At 32.1% G+C, this 19,017-nt stretch carries 17 protein-coding genes and 3 pseudogenes; 6 read left to right on the forward strand and 14 right to left on the reverse strand.

The window, feature by feature from the left end; all coding sequences use genetic code 11:
* The first annotated feature begins 68 nt into the window (after positions 1-68).
* Positions 69-311, forward strand: coding sequence for a hypothetical protein (locus SB773_RS08650; protein WP_002200406.1), 243 nt, complete (start codon positions 69-71; stop codon positions 309-311).
* Between the two features lie 35 nt (positions 312-346).
* On the opposite strand, the gene SB773_RS08655 is transcribed toward SB773_RS08650, so the two are convergent.
* The 3 genes and pseudogenes from SB773_RS08655 to SB773_RS08665 all read right to left on the reverse strand — a co-directional run bounded on the left by SB773_RS08655 (position 347) and on the right by SB773_RS08665 (position 3,031).
* On the reverse strand, positions 347-550 hold the full coding sequence (locus tag SB773_RS08655) for a hypothetical protein (protein ID WP_410589515.1): 204 nt from the start codon (positions 548-550) through the stop codon (positions 347-349).
* 452 nt (positions 551-1,002) lie between these two features.
* Positions 1,003-1,415: pseudogene (locus SB773_RS08660) on the reverse strand (VOC family protein).
* Between the two features lie 245 nt (positions 1,416-1,660).
* On the reverse strand, positions 1,661-3,031 hold the full coding sequence (locus tag SB773_RS08665; protein WP_410589517.1) for an aminotransferase-like domain-containing protein: 1,371 nt from the start codon (positions 3,029-3,031) through the stop codon (positions 1,661-1,663).
* Positions 3,032-3,155: 124 nt separating this feature from the next.
* Here SB773_RS08665 and SB773_RS08670 point away from each other — a divergent pair, with 124 nt between their 5' ends.
* Both SB773_RS08670 and SB773_RS08675 read left to right on the forward strand, forming a co-directional pair.
* The gene (locus SB773_RS08670) at positions 3,156-4,094 is read left to right on the forward strand and encodes a DMT family transporter (RefSeq protein WP_410589519.1); all 939 of its coding nucleotides are present in this window, start codon (positions 3,156-3,158) and stop codon (positions 4,092-4,094) included.
* Between the two features lie 17 nt (positions 4,095-4,111).
* The gene (locus SB773_RS08675) at positions 4,112-5,803 is read left to right on the forward strand and encodes a M3 family oligoendopeptidase (protein WP_410589521.1); all 1,692 of its coding nucleotides are present in this window, start codon (positions 4,112-4,114) and stop codon (positions 5,801-5,803) included.
* Between the two features lie 68 nt (positions 5,804-5,871).
* Here SB773_RS08675 and SB773_RS08680 read toward each other — a convergent pair whose 3' ends face one another.
* On the reverse strand, positions 5,872-6,948 hold the full coding sequence (locus SB773_RS08680) for a helix-turn-helix domain-containing protein (RefSeq protein ID WP_410589523.1): 1,077 nt from the start codon (positions 6,946-6,948) through the stop codon (positions 5,872-5,874).
* Positions 6,949-7,349: 401 nt separating this feature from the next.
* Here SB773_RS08680 and SB773_RS08685 point away from each other — a divergent pair.
* Positions 7,350-7,700: pseudogene (locus SB773_RS08685) on the forward strand (protein kinase); the annotation flags it as partial.
* A gap of 114 nt (positions 7,701-7,814) precedes the next feature.
* Here SB773_RS08685 and SB773_RS08690 read toward each other — a convergent pair.
* The 8 genes and pseudogenes from SB773_RS08690 to SB773_RS08725 form a co-directional block, all read right to left on the reverse strand.
* Positions 7,815-8,270, reverse strand: a complete 456-nt coding sequence (locus SB773_RS08690) for a cupin domain-containing protein (protein ID WP_410589525.1) — start codon at positions 8,268-8,270, stop codon at positions 7,815-7,817.
* Between the two features lie 246 nt (positions 8,271-8,516).
* Positions 8,517-9,896, reverse strand: a complete 1,380-nt coding sequence (gene lpdA, locus SB773_RS08695; protein ID WP_410589527.1) for a dihydrolipoyl dehydrogenase — start codon at positions 9,894-9,896, stop codon at positions 8,517-8,519.
* A gap of 202 nt (positions 9,897-10,098) precedes the next feature.
* On the reverse strand, positions 10,099-10,695 hold the full coding sequence (locus SB773_RS08700; RefSeq protein WP_410589529.1) for a TetR/AcrR family transcriptional regulator: 597 nt from the start codon (positions 10,693-10,695) through the stop codon (positions 10,099-10,101).
* A 158-nt stretch (positions 10,696-10,853) separates the two neighbouring features.
* A complete protein-coding gene (locus SB773_RS08705; protein ID WP_410589531.1) occupies positions 10,854-11,561 on the reverse strand; it encodes a phosphotransferase family protein in 708 nt (235 codons plus the stop codon).
* A 116-nt stretch (positions 11,562-11,677) separates the two neighbouring features.
* Complete coding sequence (locus SB773_RS08710) at positions 11,678-12,472, reverse strand: VOC family protein (protein ID WP_410589533.1); 795 nt, start codon at positions 12,470-12,472, stop codon at positions 11,678-11,680.
* A 117-nt stretch (positions 12,473-12,589) separates the two neighbouring features.
* Positions 12,590-12,691: pseudogene (locus SB773_RS08715) on the reverse strand (alpha/beta hydrolase); the annotation flags it as partial.
* A 69-nt stretch (positions 12,692-12,760) separates the two neighbouring features.
* Positions 12,761-13,513: a class I SAM-dependent methyltransferase gene (locus SB773_RS08720; RefSeq protein WP_410589535.1), complete on the reverse strand. Its 753-nt coding sequence runs from the start codon at positions 13,511-13,513 to the stop codon at positions 12,761-12,763.
* A 287-nt stretch (positions 13,514-13,800) separates the two neighbouring features.
* Positions 13,801-14,148 (reverse strand): winged helix-turn-helix transcriptional regulator, encoded by a 348-nt coding sequence (locus SB773_RS08725; protein ID WP_002085409.1) that lies wholly within the window; start codon positions 14,146-14,148, stop codon positions 13,801-13,803.
* Between the two features lie 185 nt (positions 14,149-14,333).
* Between SB773_RS08725 and SB773_RS08730 the strand changes: the two genes are divergently transcribed.
* Positions 14,334-15,050, forward strand: a complete 717-nt coding sequence (locus SB773_RS08730) for an SDR family oxidoreductase (protein WP_410589537.1) — start codon at positions 14,334-14,336, stop codon at positions 15,048-15,050.
* Positions 15,051-15,306: 256 nt separating this feature from the next.
* Positions 15,307-16,533, forward strand: a complete 1,227-nt coding sequence (locus tag SB773_RS08735) for an MFS transporter (RefSeq protein ID WP_410589539.1) — start codon at positions 15,307-15,309, stop codon at positions 16,531-16,533.
* Between the two features lie 79 nt (positions 16,534-16,612).
* Here the strand turns inward: SB773_RS08735 and SB773_RS08740 are convergent, their stop codons facing one another.
* Positions 16,613-17,425 carry a MerR family transcriptional regulator gene (locus SB773_RS08740; protein WP_410589541.1) on the reverse strand — a complete coding sequence of 271 codons (813 nt, stop codon included), beginning with the start codon at positions 17,423-17,425 and terminating at the stop codon, positions 16,613-16,615.
* A gap of 130 nt (positions 17,426-17,555) precedes the next feature.
* Positions 17,556-19,016, reverse strand: coding sequence for a serine hydrolase domain-containing protein (locus SB773_RS08745; RefSeq protein WP_410589543.1), 1,461 nt, complete (start codon positions 19,014-19,016; stop codon positions 17,556-17,558).
* Position 19,017: the final 1 nt, after the last annotated feature.

The raw sequence follows: 19,017 nt of genomic DNA on the forward strand, positions 1-19,017 counted from the left end.
AATAATCAATAGGAAAGATTCATCCAAAATTAAAGCTATAATGTTGGCTAGCACTCAACAGTGATAACATGATAATTGAATTTGATGGATATGGAATTAATGAGTATGTTATTGGTCATAACTGTTCTATCAGTAAGTTAAAAAAAATGTATTTTAACGTAAAAAATGAAGAGTTATCTAATGAGGAGCTTATAAATTTATTTTGTGTACGTTATCATTTTGAAAACATTCCAAAGTCATTACAAGAAGACATTAAGAGCGATGTCGTCATTGACTTAGATACGGACTATATTTATATCCCTAATAGATAACAATAACCCAGTAAACTAAAATGGTTTAATGTAACTTACGATTCAGACAAGAATTTAATAAAATAAGTAATTGCCAAAATGGAAGTCGCGAATTGAGTGACAAAATACATTGTCCATTCGAAAGAAGTCAGTTTTCTCTCTCGTTTAATCTTCTTTAAGTATCTGTAAAATATTAATGTACTCAAAAACATAAGTAATAAAGAGAATTGTTGTAAATCATCGACTATACGTACCGCCATAGATTTCATCACCCTCCTATACAAAATTAAAAACCTACTTTAAGGATATCATTAATTTAGTAATAATTCCCTATTTTTTGATAAACTTCAAAAAATGTTTTGTATATGTGCAAAGATAAATTATTTGTGTACAGTATAAAAAAAAAGAGCACTCAACTCCTGAGTACTCTTTAAACTTTAATTTAATACATTCTTTTCAAAATATTTCCCCTTATTTTATAAAGTAAATATCTACTGTATATATTAATATTAGGTTGTATTATAGAAAATGAAGGTAAACTGTTATTTAAAAGCTTACTCTGGGGTATTTTTTATTATACATCTTGGAGTTACTTTACGTTTACGAACCTAAAACAAGCATAACCCCGTTCTTTTTTTAAGAAAGGGGTAAAATAATATGAATTAAATTTGAGTAGCATTGCACCCTATGCCTCGTGGTGCAACAGCGAGGTTCACGCTTTTTTGTTCGAAATCAGCACATCTAAATAGTGCTGATTGTACATAATGCCTAATATGTTTCCGAAGGGATCACCTACAGAAGCGGTGGTGAATCCCACGCCGCGCTCTGTAGGTGCCTCATACTCTTTCGCTCCCATAGACATCAGCTTATTGTAAGTTGCTGTAACATCATCAACATGCCAATACACGATAGCACCAGCTGGACCGGTCACTGTACCAACTGGCGCATAACGACTATCGAACCTAGCTCATGTTGGTAGTCTCCAAGGCGAAATTCGGCATATCCTGGGCGTTCAAAGTATGGTTCGCTTCCTAATAGCTCAGCGTACCACTTCTTCGCAGCTGCTAGATCATTTGTCCAAAAACTAACTGTGGTTAGCCCTCGTAATGTCTGTGTATCGCTCATAATTAATCTCCTCCATGTTGAGTAATACTTCCTTATACTAAATGAAATAACACCCTCTGAATTACCTTAAATTCACATATACATAACCCGTTCTCTAATTCAAATTCAAGAAAACGACCTTTTAATGGTATATCATGAATGGAACGATTTTTTTGTAATTAAACATTATTATTGTGACTCAACCAGAGCAGTACATACAAACAATGCAATTATTTTCTTTTTCATATTACGCCTCTTAATAAACATTATTCTTTTTTAAACTGAAAATCTACACGGTTCATTCGTTTTATTTCCTCAATTACTTTCCCAATCCCTTCTTCAATCTTTTCTTCTTTTACATTAGATACATTTAACTTTAACAATCTCTCTTTATGAAAGTTACTTAAATAATTTTTATCAATAGAATCTATGCTTATTTGACTCTTGCTTAAATTTTTAATAAATGTGTCCGTGACTATATTTTTTTTCAACTGTAAACAAGTGTGTATTCCAATTGGATCTACTGTTCTAGAAGTAAACAAATGTGAATTTTCATTTTGAACACCTTCTACTACTGCCGCTAGTTTTTTTGACCTATTGTAGTAAGATGCTTTTATTTTATGTTTATGCCGATCAAACATTCCGCTCTTTATGTAAATTTCTAAAGCAGCTTGCGAAATCATAGGACTATCGATATCTAAAATCTTTTTATACTTATAAAAGGCATCTGCAATGGATTGCGGGATGACTGCAACACCGACTCGCAAACCAGGAAAGATGATCTTCGAATAACTTTTTAAATATATAACATGATTACAATTATCTTGGCTGTAAAACGGATCTACTTTTGAATCAGTTTCTAAATCTGCTAAATAGTCGTCTTCTACTATAAATACATTATATTTCTTCGCAAGTTTAATAATCTTTTCTCTCTCTTTTTTAGAATACGAAGTTCCAAGTGGATGATGAAATCTTGGAGTTGTATAAAAGAATTTAATTTTTTCTGTGCTGAATATCCGCTCTAGTTCATTTAAATCTATCCCCTCATGCGTACGCTTAATTCCGATTACAGGAATGTTATTTGTTTCTACATATTCAATATATAAATGGTAACTTGGCTGTTCAATTAGAATCATATTATGTTCATTCGGAAATGGTATTGAAGTTAATATAGCAAGTGCTTGCTGCACACCTGACGTTATAAATATATTATCCTCCTTTGTGAAAACTTGATAGTTTGCTAACTGTTTTTGCACAACCGAAATTAAAGATGGTAACCCTTTCGGTGTTCCGTATATAAACAAATCATTCTTATAGGTATCAATCGCTTTATTAATGCAATGCTGAAAATCTAAGTATGGAAAAACATCTGGATCTGGGGCCGAAGAAGCGAAATCAATAATCTCGTTACTTTCTATGTAACTTCCAGATTTCTTAACAACGTAGTATCCACTTTGAGGTACAGAATAAATAATATGACGCTTTTCCAATTCATGCAGCGCTCGTATTACAGTCGCCTTATTACATTCATATTGTGTAACAAGCGACCGTATAGACGGTAATTTCTTTCCTTCTTTTATCTCACCATTCTGAATCATACTTTCTAAGTCGTTCAAAACATGTAAATATTTATACATCATTACACCTCCTATTTTTTTGTACCGGTACAGTTTGTATTTGTTCACATTGTAGCACTAGATCAGAAGGATTACTATGTACGTATACTGGCCAGTAAGAAATCAACTACTATGAGGTGGAATTATGACAAATACAACAAAAGCATATATATCAGCATTACTCTATTCATTTATTATTGGATTTTCATTTATGTTTGTGAAACTAGCACTAACCATTACGAGTCCTCTTGATACTCTGGCTCACCGTTTTACAGTTGCCTTCATAGCAGCAACCATTCCGGTTATTTTCGGTTTTGTAAAGTTAAATATATCATTTAAAAACATACTTACACTTTTACCACTCGCAATATTTTATCCAGCATTGTTCTTTGCTTTCCAAGCATTTGGCTTAGTATATACAAGTTCATCTGAAGCTGGAATTATACAAGCAGCGATCCCTATATTTACGATGATACTAGCTTCCTATTTTTTAAAAGAATATACGAATACATGGCAAAAAACATCAGTATGTATTTCTGTCATAGGTGTCATTTATATATTTGTTATGAATGGTATAGGGGCTCATGAAACGAGCTTTATCGGTGTTATTCTCATTTTATTATCGGCATTATCATCTGCTTGCTACAATGTATTAGCTCGAAAAATGACAAAGAAATTCAAGCTGATGGATTTAACATACACAATGACAGCAATCGGTTTTATTAGTTTTAATTTCATCGCAATCATTGACCATATGAACAAAGGTACAATAACTGTATACTTTAAGCCATTTAAGAATGGAACGTTCCTTATCTCCATTTTATATTTAGGATTACTATCTTCCTTACTGACAGCATTATTATTAAACTATTCATTATCTTATATTGAAGCAGCCAAAATAAGTGTTTTTAGCAACTTATCTACACTTATTACCATTATCGCAGGCGTTGTATTCTTACACGAGCAAATTGCCTACTATCATATTGTCGGTACACTTATGATTGTTCTTGGAGTAATAGGCACAAATTTTCTAGGAAAAAAAGGAATCATAGCGAAAAAGAAGAATACCTCCTTGAGTAAATAAAAAGTGAGGGGTAAATAATGCAGAACTCTAATACGATCGATATCCATAATATACATGAGCTAGAGAACGAATTATCTACTTTATTAAGTAAACCCATTTCTTCAGGAGAAGATTTAGAAAATTGGCTGAAAATACAGTCGAAATTAATATGGGAAATCGAAGAACAATTGAGATCACACTATATTGACTTTCAATGTAATACAGATAACAAAGAAATAAAAGATACGTTTGAATATGATCAACAATATGTAAGGCCTCTTTTGAAACGTTATCAAAATTCCTTTGATAATAAATATTTAGAGTCACCATTTCGAATGCAACTTGATCCAAAAACTTATAGCTTACTAGATAAAAAAATAAAAAATGCGCAAACATTATTTTGTGAAAAGAACATTGATTTAGAAGTAAAAGAAGACAAATTAGTAACCGAGTACTTCGAAATTACAGGCAGTTTGACTGCACTATGGGATGGCGAAGAAAAAACAATTACTGAACTACAGTCTTACTTACAAAATCCGAATCGTGATATACGAAAAAAAGCAAAAATGCTCATTTCTGAAAAATTCTTATCTGTTGAAAATAATTTACAACATATTTTAAATGAATTAATTGCAATCCGTCACCAAAAGGCAAAAAACATTCAATTAGATAATTATCGTGATTATATGTTTAAAAAATATGAACGTTTTGATTATACGGCTGATGATTGCTATGAACTTGCAGAATCCGTTCGTAAATACGTTGTGCCACTTATTGATAATATATTTAATGAGAAAAAAGCTGAACTTCAAGTAGATACACTTCGTCCGTGGGATCTAAAAGCAGCCGCACCAAATCAAAAAGTATTAAAACCCATTGAAGACGAGAGTGATTTAATCGAAAAAAGTTCTCATATTTTACAAAAACTAGACCCAGAATTTTCTGCATTATTGAGCCGTATGCATAAAAATGATTGCTTAGATTTAGAAAGTCGTAAAGGAAAAGCACCTGGAGGATTTTGCGAACACTTACCTGCTTCTCAATTATCTTTTATTTTTATGAATCTCAATCATACACATTATGATGTTACTACTTTCCTCCATGAAATGGGCCATAGTATTCATAATGAATGTATGAAGCAGCTACAGCTACAAAAATATTTAGAAATCCCTTCAGAATCAGCTGAGCTAGCCAGCATGACAATGGAATTGTTTTCGATGGAGTATTGGGATACATTTTATGAGAATACAGAAGAATTTATAAAAGCAAAATCAGATTTCTTTAAAGATATTGTTAAGTATTTACCACAAATGCTTATCGTTGATCAATTCCAACATTGGATGTATGAAAATCCAAATCATACTGCTAAAGAAAGAAATGAAAAATATTTAGAATTACATAACACTTACCAATCGAATGTGGTAAATATTGAAGGTTATGAAAACTGGATAGCAACTGGCTGGTTACCTGTACTACACATATTCGAAATACCATTCTATTATATCGAATATGCAATCGCGCAACTTGGTGCATTGCAAATGTATAAACAATATAAAGAGAATCCTAAACAAGCACTACAAAATTACAAAAAAGCATTATCTCTAGGTAGCTCTGAATCCTTACCAGAGGTATATGAAGCAGCTGGAATTCGTTTTGATTTTTCTAGTGAGACAATAAAAGAATTAATGGCATTCGTAGAAGAGGAATTGGAATTACTTAAACAAATATAAATAAAAAAATGCATCTGTCCTTATAGGTGCATTTTTTATTGTTTTTTTATTCAATACAAATTGAATCTTTATCTCGCTTTATTAATAAGCTCTATATATTGTAGGTCCCCATATCCTATTGTTGGAAAAAGATTAAACAACCTTTTTAGTAACTCTTGTGTTGGTAAATCTTTATTTTTGGAGATATACTTTACTACTACATTATTTTCTTTTAGCATCTCTAAATATAAATCTATCGCCTGATACATTACAGGTAGTATCTCATGAGATGGTTTTTTATGATTTACTAGAACTTCATTGTAAACAGAAAAATAGTTCCCTAATTCAAGTTCAATTTGACTTACTTTAAATTCATCCTCTCTGAAGCTATTTAAGTATACTTTTCCCTTATAATCAGACTGTTCAAGGTAAGAAAGTACGGTAAGTAGATTCATTTGGCAAAACATATCCTCACCAAACCATAAAACGATACATTTATACTCTTTCTTAAAAAGATTCTCTAAAGGATGAATAACCTTTTTCATATAATTTTCTACAGTACCATGGTGTCCTTCTGCCCTTGTTTTAATAAACTCATCATCAAAAATCTGTGCAGTAGTCGCATTTACACACATAGCTTCATTAAATGGAGCGTAATCAGACTCCCCCATTAGTCTTTCACTTTTAAATTCTTCATACATAAATTGACCATTTAATATATTTAGTACATCTTTATCAAACAGCTCACTCTTCGCATTCCGTAACTGATTAACTTCAATTTTTCTAGAAAAATTCATTCTATCCCACTCCTTGCCATCATTGATTGAGAGTTTAATAAATGATTGAACCGGTATTTTGTTAAGTTGGAATTTTCCTGGGGTTATACCAAAAACAGTTTTAAATGCTCTACTATAAGCCTCTTGCGAAGAGTAATCGTAATCAAATGCGATATCAATTATCTTTCTATCATTCGTCAAATCTTCCGTTGATAAATACAATCTTCTAAGAAGAATATATCGTCTAATACTTATCCCTGTTACTTGATGAAATTTAAACGAACTGAAGTAAGGAGAATACCCCATATAATCAGATAATTTATCTAATGAAAACTCCTTTTTTAAATTGCCCTCAATCCATTCAATCATTAGCTGTATATGTTCATTCATTTATTTATATCCCTCCTCACTAAATATTATAAGAAGTATCCACTTCTTTCTTTTGATATTTCTTGTGGTTTATAACATTAACCACCCTCTAGAACCTTTAAATATCATATGTAATTACTCATTTCATATTTTTTCAGCTATCTTATTTTTCCATACATTTACTTAACTTTCCAATAAAGTGAAACTTTAATCAGTGGGGAGTTTGTTCCTCCCCACTGATTATTATCCCATACTAATCGGACTTTTACGGGATAAATCTTTTTTAAAGGATTCTACCAAATAAAACACGAAATTTGTAAGTTAAGGAACTAGTAGTTTTGTAAGTGGAAAATTTATGTTTGGAAAGGAAGTTAAAATGAATAATATAGAAAAAGAGATACTTAAACTAATTAATAAACTATATCCAAATGATTGATTTTCAAGACTGTGAAAAACATTTTTACATATTCGATTTAGCTGTTCCAGTCTATAGCGCGATAGAATATTCTTTCGTTGGGAATGGCAACATAGTCGACTATGAGAATTCTATTACAAAAGCAATTATCGACGGATACCAGGAGGAAAATGATCTACCTAAAGAAATGATAGAGCAGCTTCCATTGTTTATTAAATTAAAGGAGATATTCGAATATAGTTTAATGCATATGTATTGGAATAAAGAAGAGTTAACTGAGGAACAAGTACGGATAATGAACCTTTATAGAATAAAGATTGAAAAAAGCCATTCTTTAAACACAGTTGGTTTCCTATGAAGTACACCCAATTGTTACATTCAGTTTAACAATTGGGTGTACTTTTCTATAGATAAGTTTTCTTCAAAAGAAAAAATACAAGGAGCGAAACGATATTTAATCGTACAGTGGCACCTATTTTTCAATCCATTCAACGGATTTATCTAGCTTAATACCATCCTCGATATTACTTTCTTCCAAAGTATTTGCCCTAGCTTGAATACAAATAAAATAGAGAGGTTCACTTGAATTGTTACGCCAAATTCTTTCCCCCTCTTTTGCCACCCTTATGACAGTACCCTCTTTAATTTCAAGGATTTCATCATCAATCTTGAATTCCCCTTGTCCTTTGACGAAGATATACAGCTCTTCATTTTCTCTATGCTTATGATAAAAGGGCATTGAAATGCCTGGAGGGAAAACATTTAGTGAAACTTCCATCCCTGTACATTGTAAGTCATCTTTAAGAAATACCTTTCCAGGAGCTTTAAATGGATTTCCATTTTTATATTGAAGCAGATCCTCCCACTTTCCTACTTGAACAGCACTAAAATTTTTACCTTCCATTGTTGAATTAACAAATTGACTCATTTGTATTCTCCTCTCATATTTATTTTCCATAATTTCACTTTTTATTCTCTAATAAATGAATAAATCCTCTCACAAAAAGAAACCGAATAGTCTCTTTTTTACGGTAAAAAAACGGCTCAATTAGCCATAATATGTTATTAAGAAGTTTATTAGTAAAGATTGTTTTTTACATATTTATTTATCTCTACATTTATTTTATTTAGAATTTCTAAAAAACGAAGAAATCCAATTTTTATTAATTAATATTTATTTAAAATTGTAAATTAAGGCCTCAGCAGCTTCCATCACAATCTCACTTAAAGTTAGTTGAGCATGTGGTGTTAATGCAATATCTTCAACTGTCATGCCTGATTCAATTGCTAAACCCATTTCGGCAATTATTTCCGATGCACCATTACCCACGATTTGAGCAACTACTAATACACCATCTTCTTTACGCACCAATAGCCTCAAGAACCCTTTTCCTTCATTTGATACAAGTGCACGACCGTTTGCTGAAAATGGGGATTGAATCACTTTTACTTCCATGCCTTCTGCCTTTGCTCGTTCTTCAGTATAACCAACTGTAGCTAATTCAGGATTTGTGAAACAAACTGCTGGAATTGCCAAGTAATCAACAAATGATAGTTCACCAGAGATAGCTTCGGCAGCTACTTTTCCTTCGTAAAATGCTTTATGTGCAAGCTGTGGACCAGCAATGGTATCTCCTATAGCAAAAATGTTCGGAAGGTTAGTACGGCATTGTTGATCAACTTTTAATAAACCGCGGTCAGAAAACTCAATACCGATTTTTTCAAAACCCATATTTTCAGTATTAGGACGACGGCCAACCGTTACTAATACGTAATCAGCGTCAACTTTCTTTTCTTCACCACCAATTTCGTAGGTAACAATTACACCATTTTCAACTTCTTCAACACCTTTAGCGGATGCATCTACTATTACTGTAACACCTTTGTTTATAAGGTCTTCTTTCACAATTTGAGTCATTTGTTTATCGAAGCCAGTTAAAATATCTTTACCTCCTTCAATAATTGTTACTATAGAACCGAGGGAAGCGTAAGCAGAGCCCAATTCAGTACCAATGTAACCACCACCGATTACAACCAATTTACTTGGAACTTCAGTTAAACTAAGTACACCTGTAGAGTTAATCACACGTTTTGTAAATTTAAATGTTGGAATTTCAACTGGGCGTGATCCAGTAGCTATAATTGCATTTTTAAATGTATATGTTTGAGCTGCATCTTTATTGGTTACTCGTATAGTGTTAACATCCATGAAATAAGCTTCACCTTTTATCACTTCTACTTTATTGCTTTTTAATACCCCTTCTACACCACCTACTAGTCTCTTTACAACGTTGTTTTTAAATTCTTGTACTTTTGCAAAATCAACATTTACACCAGAAGAAAAAATACCCATATTTTCTGAATGCTTTGTTTCCTCAAAACGATGACCTACAGAAATAAGTGCCTTAGATGGAATGCAGCCGACGTTAGCACATACGCCACCAAGATTCTCTCTTTCTATAATTGCCACTTGTTTCCCTAATTGTGAAGCTCTTATTGCAGCAACATATCCTCCAGGGCCAGATCCAATTACGATTGTTTCAAATTCTCTCATATCCCTTTTCACACTCCTCCAAAAATTAGAAACAGGTAGGCCGAAATCGTTCATACTCTACACATTTTTCAATTTACTATTTTGTATTAGTACCATTCTTCTCTCATCCGTTTTTTCATAGTTCCATCATGGAATTTCTATTAAGTAATCACCCCCTCAAAAAAGAAACCAATCAGTCTCTTTTTTTGATAAAAATTACGGCTTACTTGGCCGTAATTTGTTTTTCCAATTCATCTAAAAGTCGTGACGATACTATATCAATATAGACTGTATCTTGGTATAAGCGTGACAAGGCAAGTGCTCCTTCAAGAGAAGAAATCCAGATGATAGCAATCTGCTTTGCTTGAGTATCTGATCTTAACTCCCCTTGCTCAATTCCATTCATAATAATTTTTTCAATCATTCCAAGTAATTGATTCATCGCTATCTGTGCTTGTTCTGCCATAAGTGGGTGGGAATCATCTGCTTCTAACGTTACATTCATGATTGGACAGCCTCCTGGAAGAGGATCATTATGAATAAGAGATGTAAAAACTGAAATAAAAGTTTTTAACTTATCCAACGTATTGGATGCTTTTTTTATCTCTTCGGCATAACGCACTCCCATTTGTGAAGTTGCGTGCTGAAAGGATTGAACAGCCAAGTCATCTTTATTTTTAAAGTGACGATAAATACCACCCTTCTCTAGCCCCGTCTCTCGCATAATATCAGAAATTGAAGAACCACTATACCCCTTTACATTAAACAGAGCAGAGGAACGATCAAGAATCATTCTTTTTGTTAATTCACCTTTACGCATTGTGTCCTCCTAAAAGAAAACGTTTGGTCTCTTTTAAGTATATGACAAACCGAAAAGAATTAGCAATAAAAAAATAACAGGGAATATCAATGAGTAAAAAACAAATGATACACCATCCTTACAAGAATCAGAATAAATACATGAAAAACATCTTTTATTTACAGAGGTGTACTCTCTGCCAATCTAGCTGCGCTAATAATAGGAGCCCACTGGAAAATTTCATCTCTTAATAGACCTGTTTTTTTGCAATATATATGTAAATACATTTCAGCTAATTCCACTGAATTCTGTGAATACAATAAGTATGTCCGAAACACATCTGCACGAATATCACCTAAACTAGCATCAACCCAATCTATAATTTTCACATCACCATTACTCATAATTAAATTAAACGGATGTAAATCACCATGACATAATCTAGGTTCAAATGTGATTGAATCTAACTTTTTTAATATATTTCCCTTTTGTTTTTCATCCAGATTATGAACAGAATTAATTTGACGATAAACCCTCTTTTCCATCAGCTCTATTTCATCTGATCTCACACAGATCGCATGAATCTTTTGTTGTACACTAACACATATACTTATATAATGCTCCGCTTTACTCAAATTATTAAGCAAAAGCTCACCAACACTTTCCCCTTCTACATATTCCATAATAATAGCTTGTCTACCTTGTATCTCTGTAACTTCAAATACTTTAGGAACGTGTAAACCACATGAATATGCATACTTTTGTTTTTGTGCTTCGTATAGAGATTCTGTATTAGGGAGGTATTCTTTAAACAATTTCACAACTTTATTATCACAAAGATAAATTTCAGCCGTATTTCCTTTGGCTATCGGATTTCCTAGATTCAATTCATTTCTCTCCTTACAGTAAATTAGAATAACGCCTTATAGTCCTCTATAAATTCAGTGTAATTATACTGAAACCCTTCTTCATGAAAATGAAAAAAACTTACCCCTACCTATAATTATATAGAAAGTGGTAAGTTTAATTTTCTAGGAATATCGGAATGAAACTCCGGTGTATGCAAAACAGAAAATGAATACCCTTGTTGAATAAACAATACTTCAGTATGTTTACTTTCAAATGGAACACCATTTTTCTTAAAGTTATTTTGGATTTGTTGTAAAAACGCATGATCCGGTGTTCCGAATGAAACATGTACTTTCGGTGGTAAAGCTTTCATCGCAATTGGGATCCACGGTCGCTGCCACCAGGTTGCAACAATATATGCAGTCCCACCAATAACAAAGTTGAAAATATCCCCATCTTCCATCGTTTTCATATTTAGATTTACTTTCAACCATTCCGTAAATACAGGTACACTTTTAACCGGAAGACCAATTTCCCTCACATATAAAATGTTTAATGGTGAATGTGGAACTAATACCGCTTCATTAATATAATTATGTGCGATAATTTCAAGAAGATTTCCATCACCGTCTTTAAAGTATAAGTTGAATAGACCGTTATCCTCACCAATTGTATTTCCATCTTTCCACTTCACAATGACTAATCCAGAACCTTCAAGCCATTTTGCTGTTTCATGAAATTTTGAATATGGAATCTCAAAAGCGAAATGTGCGGGTGCAATTGGTTCATATACTTCCTGGAAACTAATTGTTGTGTATGGTGTTACTTCAAATTGAATAAATGATGCTGTTTCTTTTTTTATTGGAAAAGATAATATATCCTTATAAACTTGTTTTACCCCTTCTATAGAAACCGTTTGTAGTTTTATATCTGATATATGTGTAATCACTTTACATTCCCCCTTGTTTCTTATTATCTATTCTTATTGTATTACACTTATAAATAGATAAAATCAAACCGAAGGGTGGATTTTTCGTGTAAAAACTACAACTTTAGTATGAATATGTTAGCTCCAATTACTTTTTATTTCCTCTATAACAACTTCTGGTTTATCCCAGTGTAACAAATGTGTAGTATTAGGAAGTACTTTTACTATACTGTCAGTTTTCTCTGCATTCTTTTCCACAAAAAAAGCTGATTTTCTTTTAAAGAAGATCAGCTTTTACGTTAAAATACACTATGATTTAACAGCAATAATCATAAACCTTTTTGAATTCGTACGAATCCCTTTTTCGGAACTATTAGCGTCAATGAACTTTTGTAAAATATTAAAGTCCTCTTCTTTTTCTCCAAATCTAGGAATAATAGGCGTATGTTTTAATAAGAAAATAAGATCCTCAGGAGTACTGTAATAATCAGTAACATCATATTCACGTACTTGCACGAGTTCAAATCCTGCACTAATAAGTTCACCCATATACTTATCTTTTAACGTACCATCTCTTTCACCTAAACATTGCCCTCTTCCAAATGCTTCTTTTAAATTTAATTTATCACGCTCACTAACTTGTTGTGTTAAGAAAGAAGCACCTTTTTTCATTACTTTTGCTAACTCAGATGCTACAAACGGCGCATGACAACTTGAAGTAATATCAAAATGAGCATGCGGAAACGTTAAAAATTCAGAATCCATTTGAAGAAATTCAACATTTTGTACACCTGCTTTATTCAAATTGGAATGTGCTGTTTTGATCATTCCATTAGAATTATCTATTCCAATCAGTAATGCAGCTGAAGATGCTATTTTTAGTACATTCTCGCCTCCACCTGTACCAACATCAAGTAGAATATCTGCTGGTTTACATCTTATTTTTACTTCATCATAAAAGTCCCAAATGTCTCCTACAGTTTCACATTTTAGCTTACTAAAGTCCCATCCGTTTAATCGTCCCACTTTATCATAAAAGTTTTTATACTCTAATTCGTTCATTTTATTATTTCCCCTTTGCAAAAATGCATTAACTGTTTAGATGATTCTCGAAATAGACTCATAGTTGATATTATCGTGAAAGGGCCTACGTCTTCTTTTATATCTGCTACGCATTTTTTCAGCCCCGAACAACTAGTTACTTCGAACGATACAGCATTTCATCTATATCACTTCATCTGGAAGACTGCATATATAATAACCTATAACACTATTTAATTATATATTATAAAATAAAAATTATTAAAACGATATGTTTCGACAAATCCCATTTAGTTTACATAATAATATTATAGTTTGTTTTTATCGATATATTCTAAATGTCCTCTTCCCCAACCACACATACTATCCAAAACAATACTGACTGTTTTTCCATGCTCAGTTAAGCTATATTCCACTTTAGGTGGTATTTCTTGATAAATTTCGCGTTTTATTAGTTGATCGTGCTCTAATTCACGAAGCTGCTTCGCTAATGTTCCTTGAGAAATGCCTGGTATTAATCGCTTTAATTCACCAAACCGTTTCGTTCCATCTGTTAATAATATAAATAAAATGAGTGGCTTCCATTTCCCACCGATTATTTGTAATGTCGCTATTACCCCTTTTAATTTCGGTTCCTCTAAATTCACTTTCCTCACCACTCCCCTCAAATCATAAATTATAATGAATAATTTTTTATATTATGTATCCATATAACAAGCGATTAGTACGAAATTCGCGACTAAGTACATATAAAGTGCGTACTTTTCAGTAGTCATTTTTTAACGAATAATAAAATTAACACAACTTATTTTAAATCTTATATTAAGGGAGATGTTTAATCATGTCTATTACTGTATTAAAAGATAAACATATCGTTATCATCGGCGGGAGTTCTGGTATTGGATTAGCAACAGCAAAACAAGCACTTGAACAAGGAGCACATGTTATTATTGCAGGGCGCTCGGAAGAAAAATTAAAGGCTGCTCGAGAAATAATAAATAACAACCATCTTCAAACTTATGTATTGGATAATCAAAATAAAGAGCAATTACAAGATTTTTTCAAGAAGGTTGGGAATTTTAATCATTTATTCACACCAGGAGCCTCTTACACACTTGGACCAATAACCGCTACAGATGATATTGCTGAAAGCAGCTTTATCGGAAAGTTTTGGCCACAATATTACGCCGTAAAATATGCGATTCCTTTTCTTTCAAACTCTGGATCTATCGTGTTAATGTCCGGTGCATTTAGTCAAAGACCACTTAAATGTGCACCTGCTTATGGCGCTTGTAATGGTGCTATTGAAAGCTTAGGGAAAGCTTTAGCTGTTGAATTAGCTCCTATTAGAGTTAATTTTGTTTCTCCTGGAACGATACGAAGAGAGAATGAACAAAATGAGAAAAGACTAGCTGCTTATGAAGATTATAAATCTCTTTCTCTTGTACAGAGACCTGGGTATAATGATGAAATTGCACATACTGTCCTGTATTTAATGCAAAATGGTTTTACTACAGGTAATGTATTATTTCCTGATGGAGGATACACATATCATTGATTACAGTATAATTAATCCTCCTTATATTATCTTGAGTTAAGGAGAATTTTTAAAAAACAAAAATTATATTAGACGTAAACTCAATCAGGCGAATCTCAAATCCAAACAAATTACCTTAATTTCCCCCGTTCCTACTGATTTTTAAAATTCAACTTATAAAGGTAGGGTTTTACAAATACTTACAGAATTATATATTTAATACGTATTGGACGGGTTGTTTTCAAATTCCTCTATAATAAAGGTGGTACATACAATTTTGAAGTTGAAACAAGAAAGAAGTATGACTGTAAGCACAGTTTTTTCTAAAGAATACAAAATTTTTATTTTCGGTTTACTCATTTCACGACTCGGGGATTCACTATATATCTTTGCATTACCTTGGATTGCCTTTCAATTAACCGGTTCAGCAGTTATCATGAGTTCTTTATTTGCTATTAACGTATTACCAATCGTTTTATTTGGCCCTTTAGTTGGTGTAATTGTAGATCGATATGATCGGAGGAAGTTACTTTGGATAGCGGATATAGCCAGTATTATTTTAGTAAGTCTCGTGCCGATTCTTCATTCATTACATCTATTAGAAATATGGCACTTATACGTAATTACTTTTATTTTAGCAGTTATGTCTATGCTTTTTGATGTAACAACTGTTACGTTTATTCCGCAAATTGCTGGAGCATCATTAACTAAGGCCAACTCTCTATATCAAATGGTAAATCAACTATCTAGTCTTTTTGGACCTATGTTAGCCGGATTTTCCATTTCTTTTATTGGTGGTTTTCAAGTTCTTTGGATTAATGTTCTCTCTTTTATTGCAACATTAATTGCTGTGCTACTATTACCATCAATTAAAACTTTAAACAGTACAAACAATGAAAAGAATACATTTCAAAATGTATTCGCTGATTTGTTTAATGGATTTAAATGGCTCAAAAAAGATCGATTAAATATAGCTTTATCTCTTCAAGCTATGGTAGGCAATTTTGGAGCAAGTGCTGTTTTAGGTGTACTTATGTATTATTTATTATCGACATTACATCTTACCCCCGCACAAAGCGGCTATAATTATACTTTAATTGGGATAGGCGGGCTTTTAGGAAGCTTAATTGCTGTACCTTTAGAAAAGAAATTTCGACGTGGTGTACTTATTCCTTTACTCCTATTTTTTGGAGCACTTGGATTAACAATTGCTTTATGGAGTACATATTGGCTCGCTCCCGGAATTGCTTTCGGTATTGCAATGACATGCAATATTGTATGGAATACGATTGTAACCTCGGTTCGTCAGGAAACTGTTCCATCCAATATGCAAGGAACAGTTTTAGGGTTTTCACGAGTACTTACACGATTAGCTATGCCACTGGGGGCTTTAGTAGGTGGAATTATTTCAGCTTACAATCCTATATTTATATTTGCTTTAGCTGCTTTTACTAAATTAATAGAAGTCTTTATTGCATTATTTAGTCCGATACGAAAACTGTAAAAAAGGAAAAGTACAGGTTCTAGTAGTATCAAGAATATTGATAAAATAAAAAAGGCATAGAACATGCCTTTTTTATTACTTATTTGTTTATCGGATAACAAACCTCTGTAACCCACTTATTAGGATCTGATTCCATCGCTGGACTAACGTGATAAATATTAAACATCGGTCCAGCTAATTCATAACCTTCCGTTTCAATCCATTTTGCTGCCGCCTCATTTACAGCTGTCATTTGTTCATAACTTCCGTTAACTGTTATTGAAGCTACATAGGATGGATCTATCTTTTTGAAATTAACATCTTTTGTATTTTCATGCTCCCCTAAAATATTTAGTTGTATTTCTACATCTACATCATTTTCTTTATATTCTTGATCATGGAAGACAGCAATACTATAACTCGGATTAGCTATACTAATATTTTTAACATTAATTTCTTGCATCAATATACTCCATAAATCCCCTTCGCAATTATACGATGGAATAACCTTTCTAACACTTGCTACATTTCTTTCTGGAATTTCTTTTAATGAAACATGATAGTTCATTTCAATAACATCCTCTCTCATCGTTTTCATTGAGTCTTCGAGGAGACGTAATTGTTTTTTGAGATCGTCTATTTCTTCCTTTACTTGAGCACTACGATTTTCAAATTGTGACTTTATTACTTCAATATTTTCACTCTCTACTAATTCTTTAATAGTGGCAATATTAAATCCCATATCTTTTAACACTTGAATTTGATTTACTTTCTTTAATTGGGCTGCTGAATAAAATCGATAACCACTTTGCTCATCGACTTTTACTGGTTGTAATAATTCCACTTTATCGTAATGTCTCAACATACGTATACTAATGGAAGAAAGTTTTGAAAAATCCCCTATTTTGAACATTAGTTCCTCCTATTTATTACAATTATTCGAAGCTCAACTTAAGCTTAAACAATGACATTGTGTGAGAGTCAACTATTTATAACAATTTAAACAATTATTTAATGTATTATATTTATATAATTAAAAGCTCTTATGACTTATTTACCAATTCACTTTTCAACGCAATATATATTGATATTAATCCATTTACATTCAATAAAGTAACTATAATACTAATGAGCAACGCTACATCTGCAGAAAACGTTTTAATCGTCTGCCACGGTGAATTTGTACTATAAATAAGAAGTGGAATTAAAGTAATAGATAATATTAGAAATAAACTCCCTAGAAAAAGCCAGGTCATTTTTTTACAAATTTTATTACGTTTATACTTTATTATTAACATAATTGCTGTAATGAAAAGTGCGAATATTAATATTGACATAACAATTTGAACTATTGGTATATTTTTTGGTATATCAACCGGTTCTTCACCATTCAAAATATTAATAATCCCTTTTTTAAATTCTGGTAGTGATGCTTCTTCTAAAACATGATTTTTATTCGTTAAAATCACAACACCCCAGCCAGTTTCATTTAAAATAAATATTTCTGCATGTGAATCAGGAGTTGAGCCTGAATGCCAAACCATCTTTTCGTTTCCATTTATATTTGTTGTCCTCAGTCCAAAACCATAATATTTCGCTAAATCTATTTTATATAATGGAGATAAATAAAGATCCATACTATCTTTATTTAAAAATTGTGTATGCTCTTGGTGATTCAAAAACTTAATGAATTGAATCATATCTTCTAGATTTGCTGTAATATATCCATATGGTGTCCCACCATTATCATACGACACCGTACTTTTTCTTGGTATTCCAAACCATGATTGATAACCTGTTAAATAACCCTTTTTATAAGAATCTTCACTATTTGCTGCTGCACCATTCATTCTTAATGGCTGAAAAATTTGCTTCTCCATATAAGTAGAGTATGTCTCTTTTGAAACTTCCTCAATAAGTGCACCAAGAACGAGATAATTTGCATTACTATATTGATATTTTTGTCCAGGGGGAGCAGTTAATGTTACATTCGACAGTTTCATTACATTTTCTTTTATAGCCGTAGTAGTCTTTGATTGCTTATCTGATAATGCTAAACCTTCATAGGTACTCATTCCACTTGAATGTGTTAGTAGATGTTGGATTGTTATATTTGAGGCCGATTGATTATCTTTTACTTTAAACCAAGGAAGATGTTGTTGAACTGAATCCTCTAAATTAATTTTTTTATCTTCTATTAACTTCACTATAGCTAGACCAGTTAAAGATTTACTTATTGATCCAATTGCAAATGGTGTTTTACTAGTTATCCTTTTTTCAAATTCTCCAGTAACCCCCCATAATTTTGTGTAAAATACATCTCTATTATGTACAATAGCTACTGAAGCTCCTGGAATTTTATGTTCCTTTAAAAATTTTTCAATATAAATATCTAAAGTAACTCTAATATTTTGCTGAGCGTAAACTTTTGAATGTGCAATACATAACATTAATACATTACAAACTATACAAATTAGAAACAATTTATATTTCGATATCTTCATC

This window comes from Bacillus sp. SIMBA_074, assembly GCF_046534555.1.
GTDB classification, from domain to species: Bacteria; Bacillota; Bacilli; order Bacillales; family Bacillaceae_G; genus Bacillus_A; species Bacillus_A mycoides.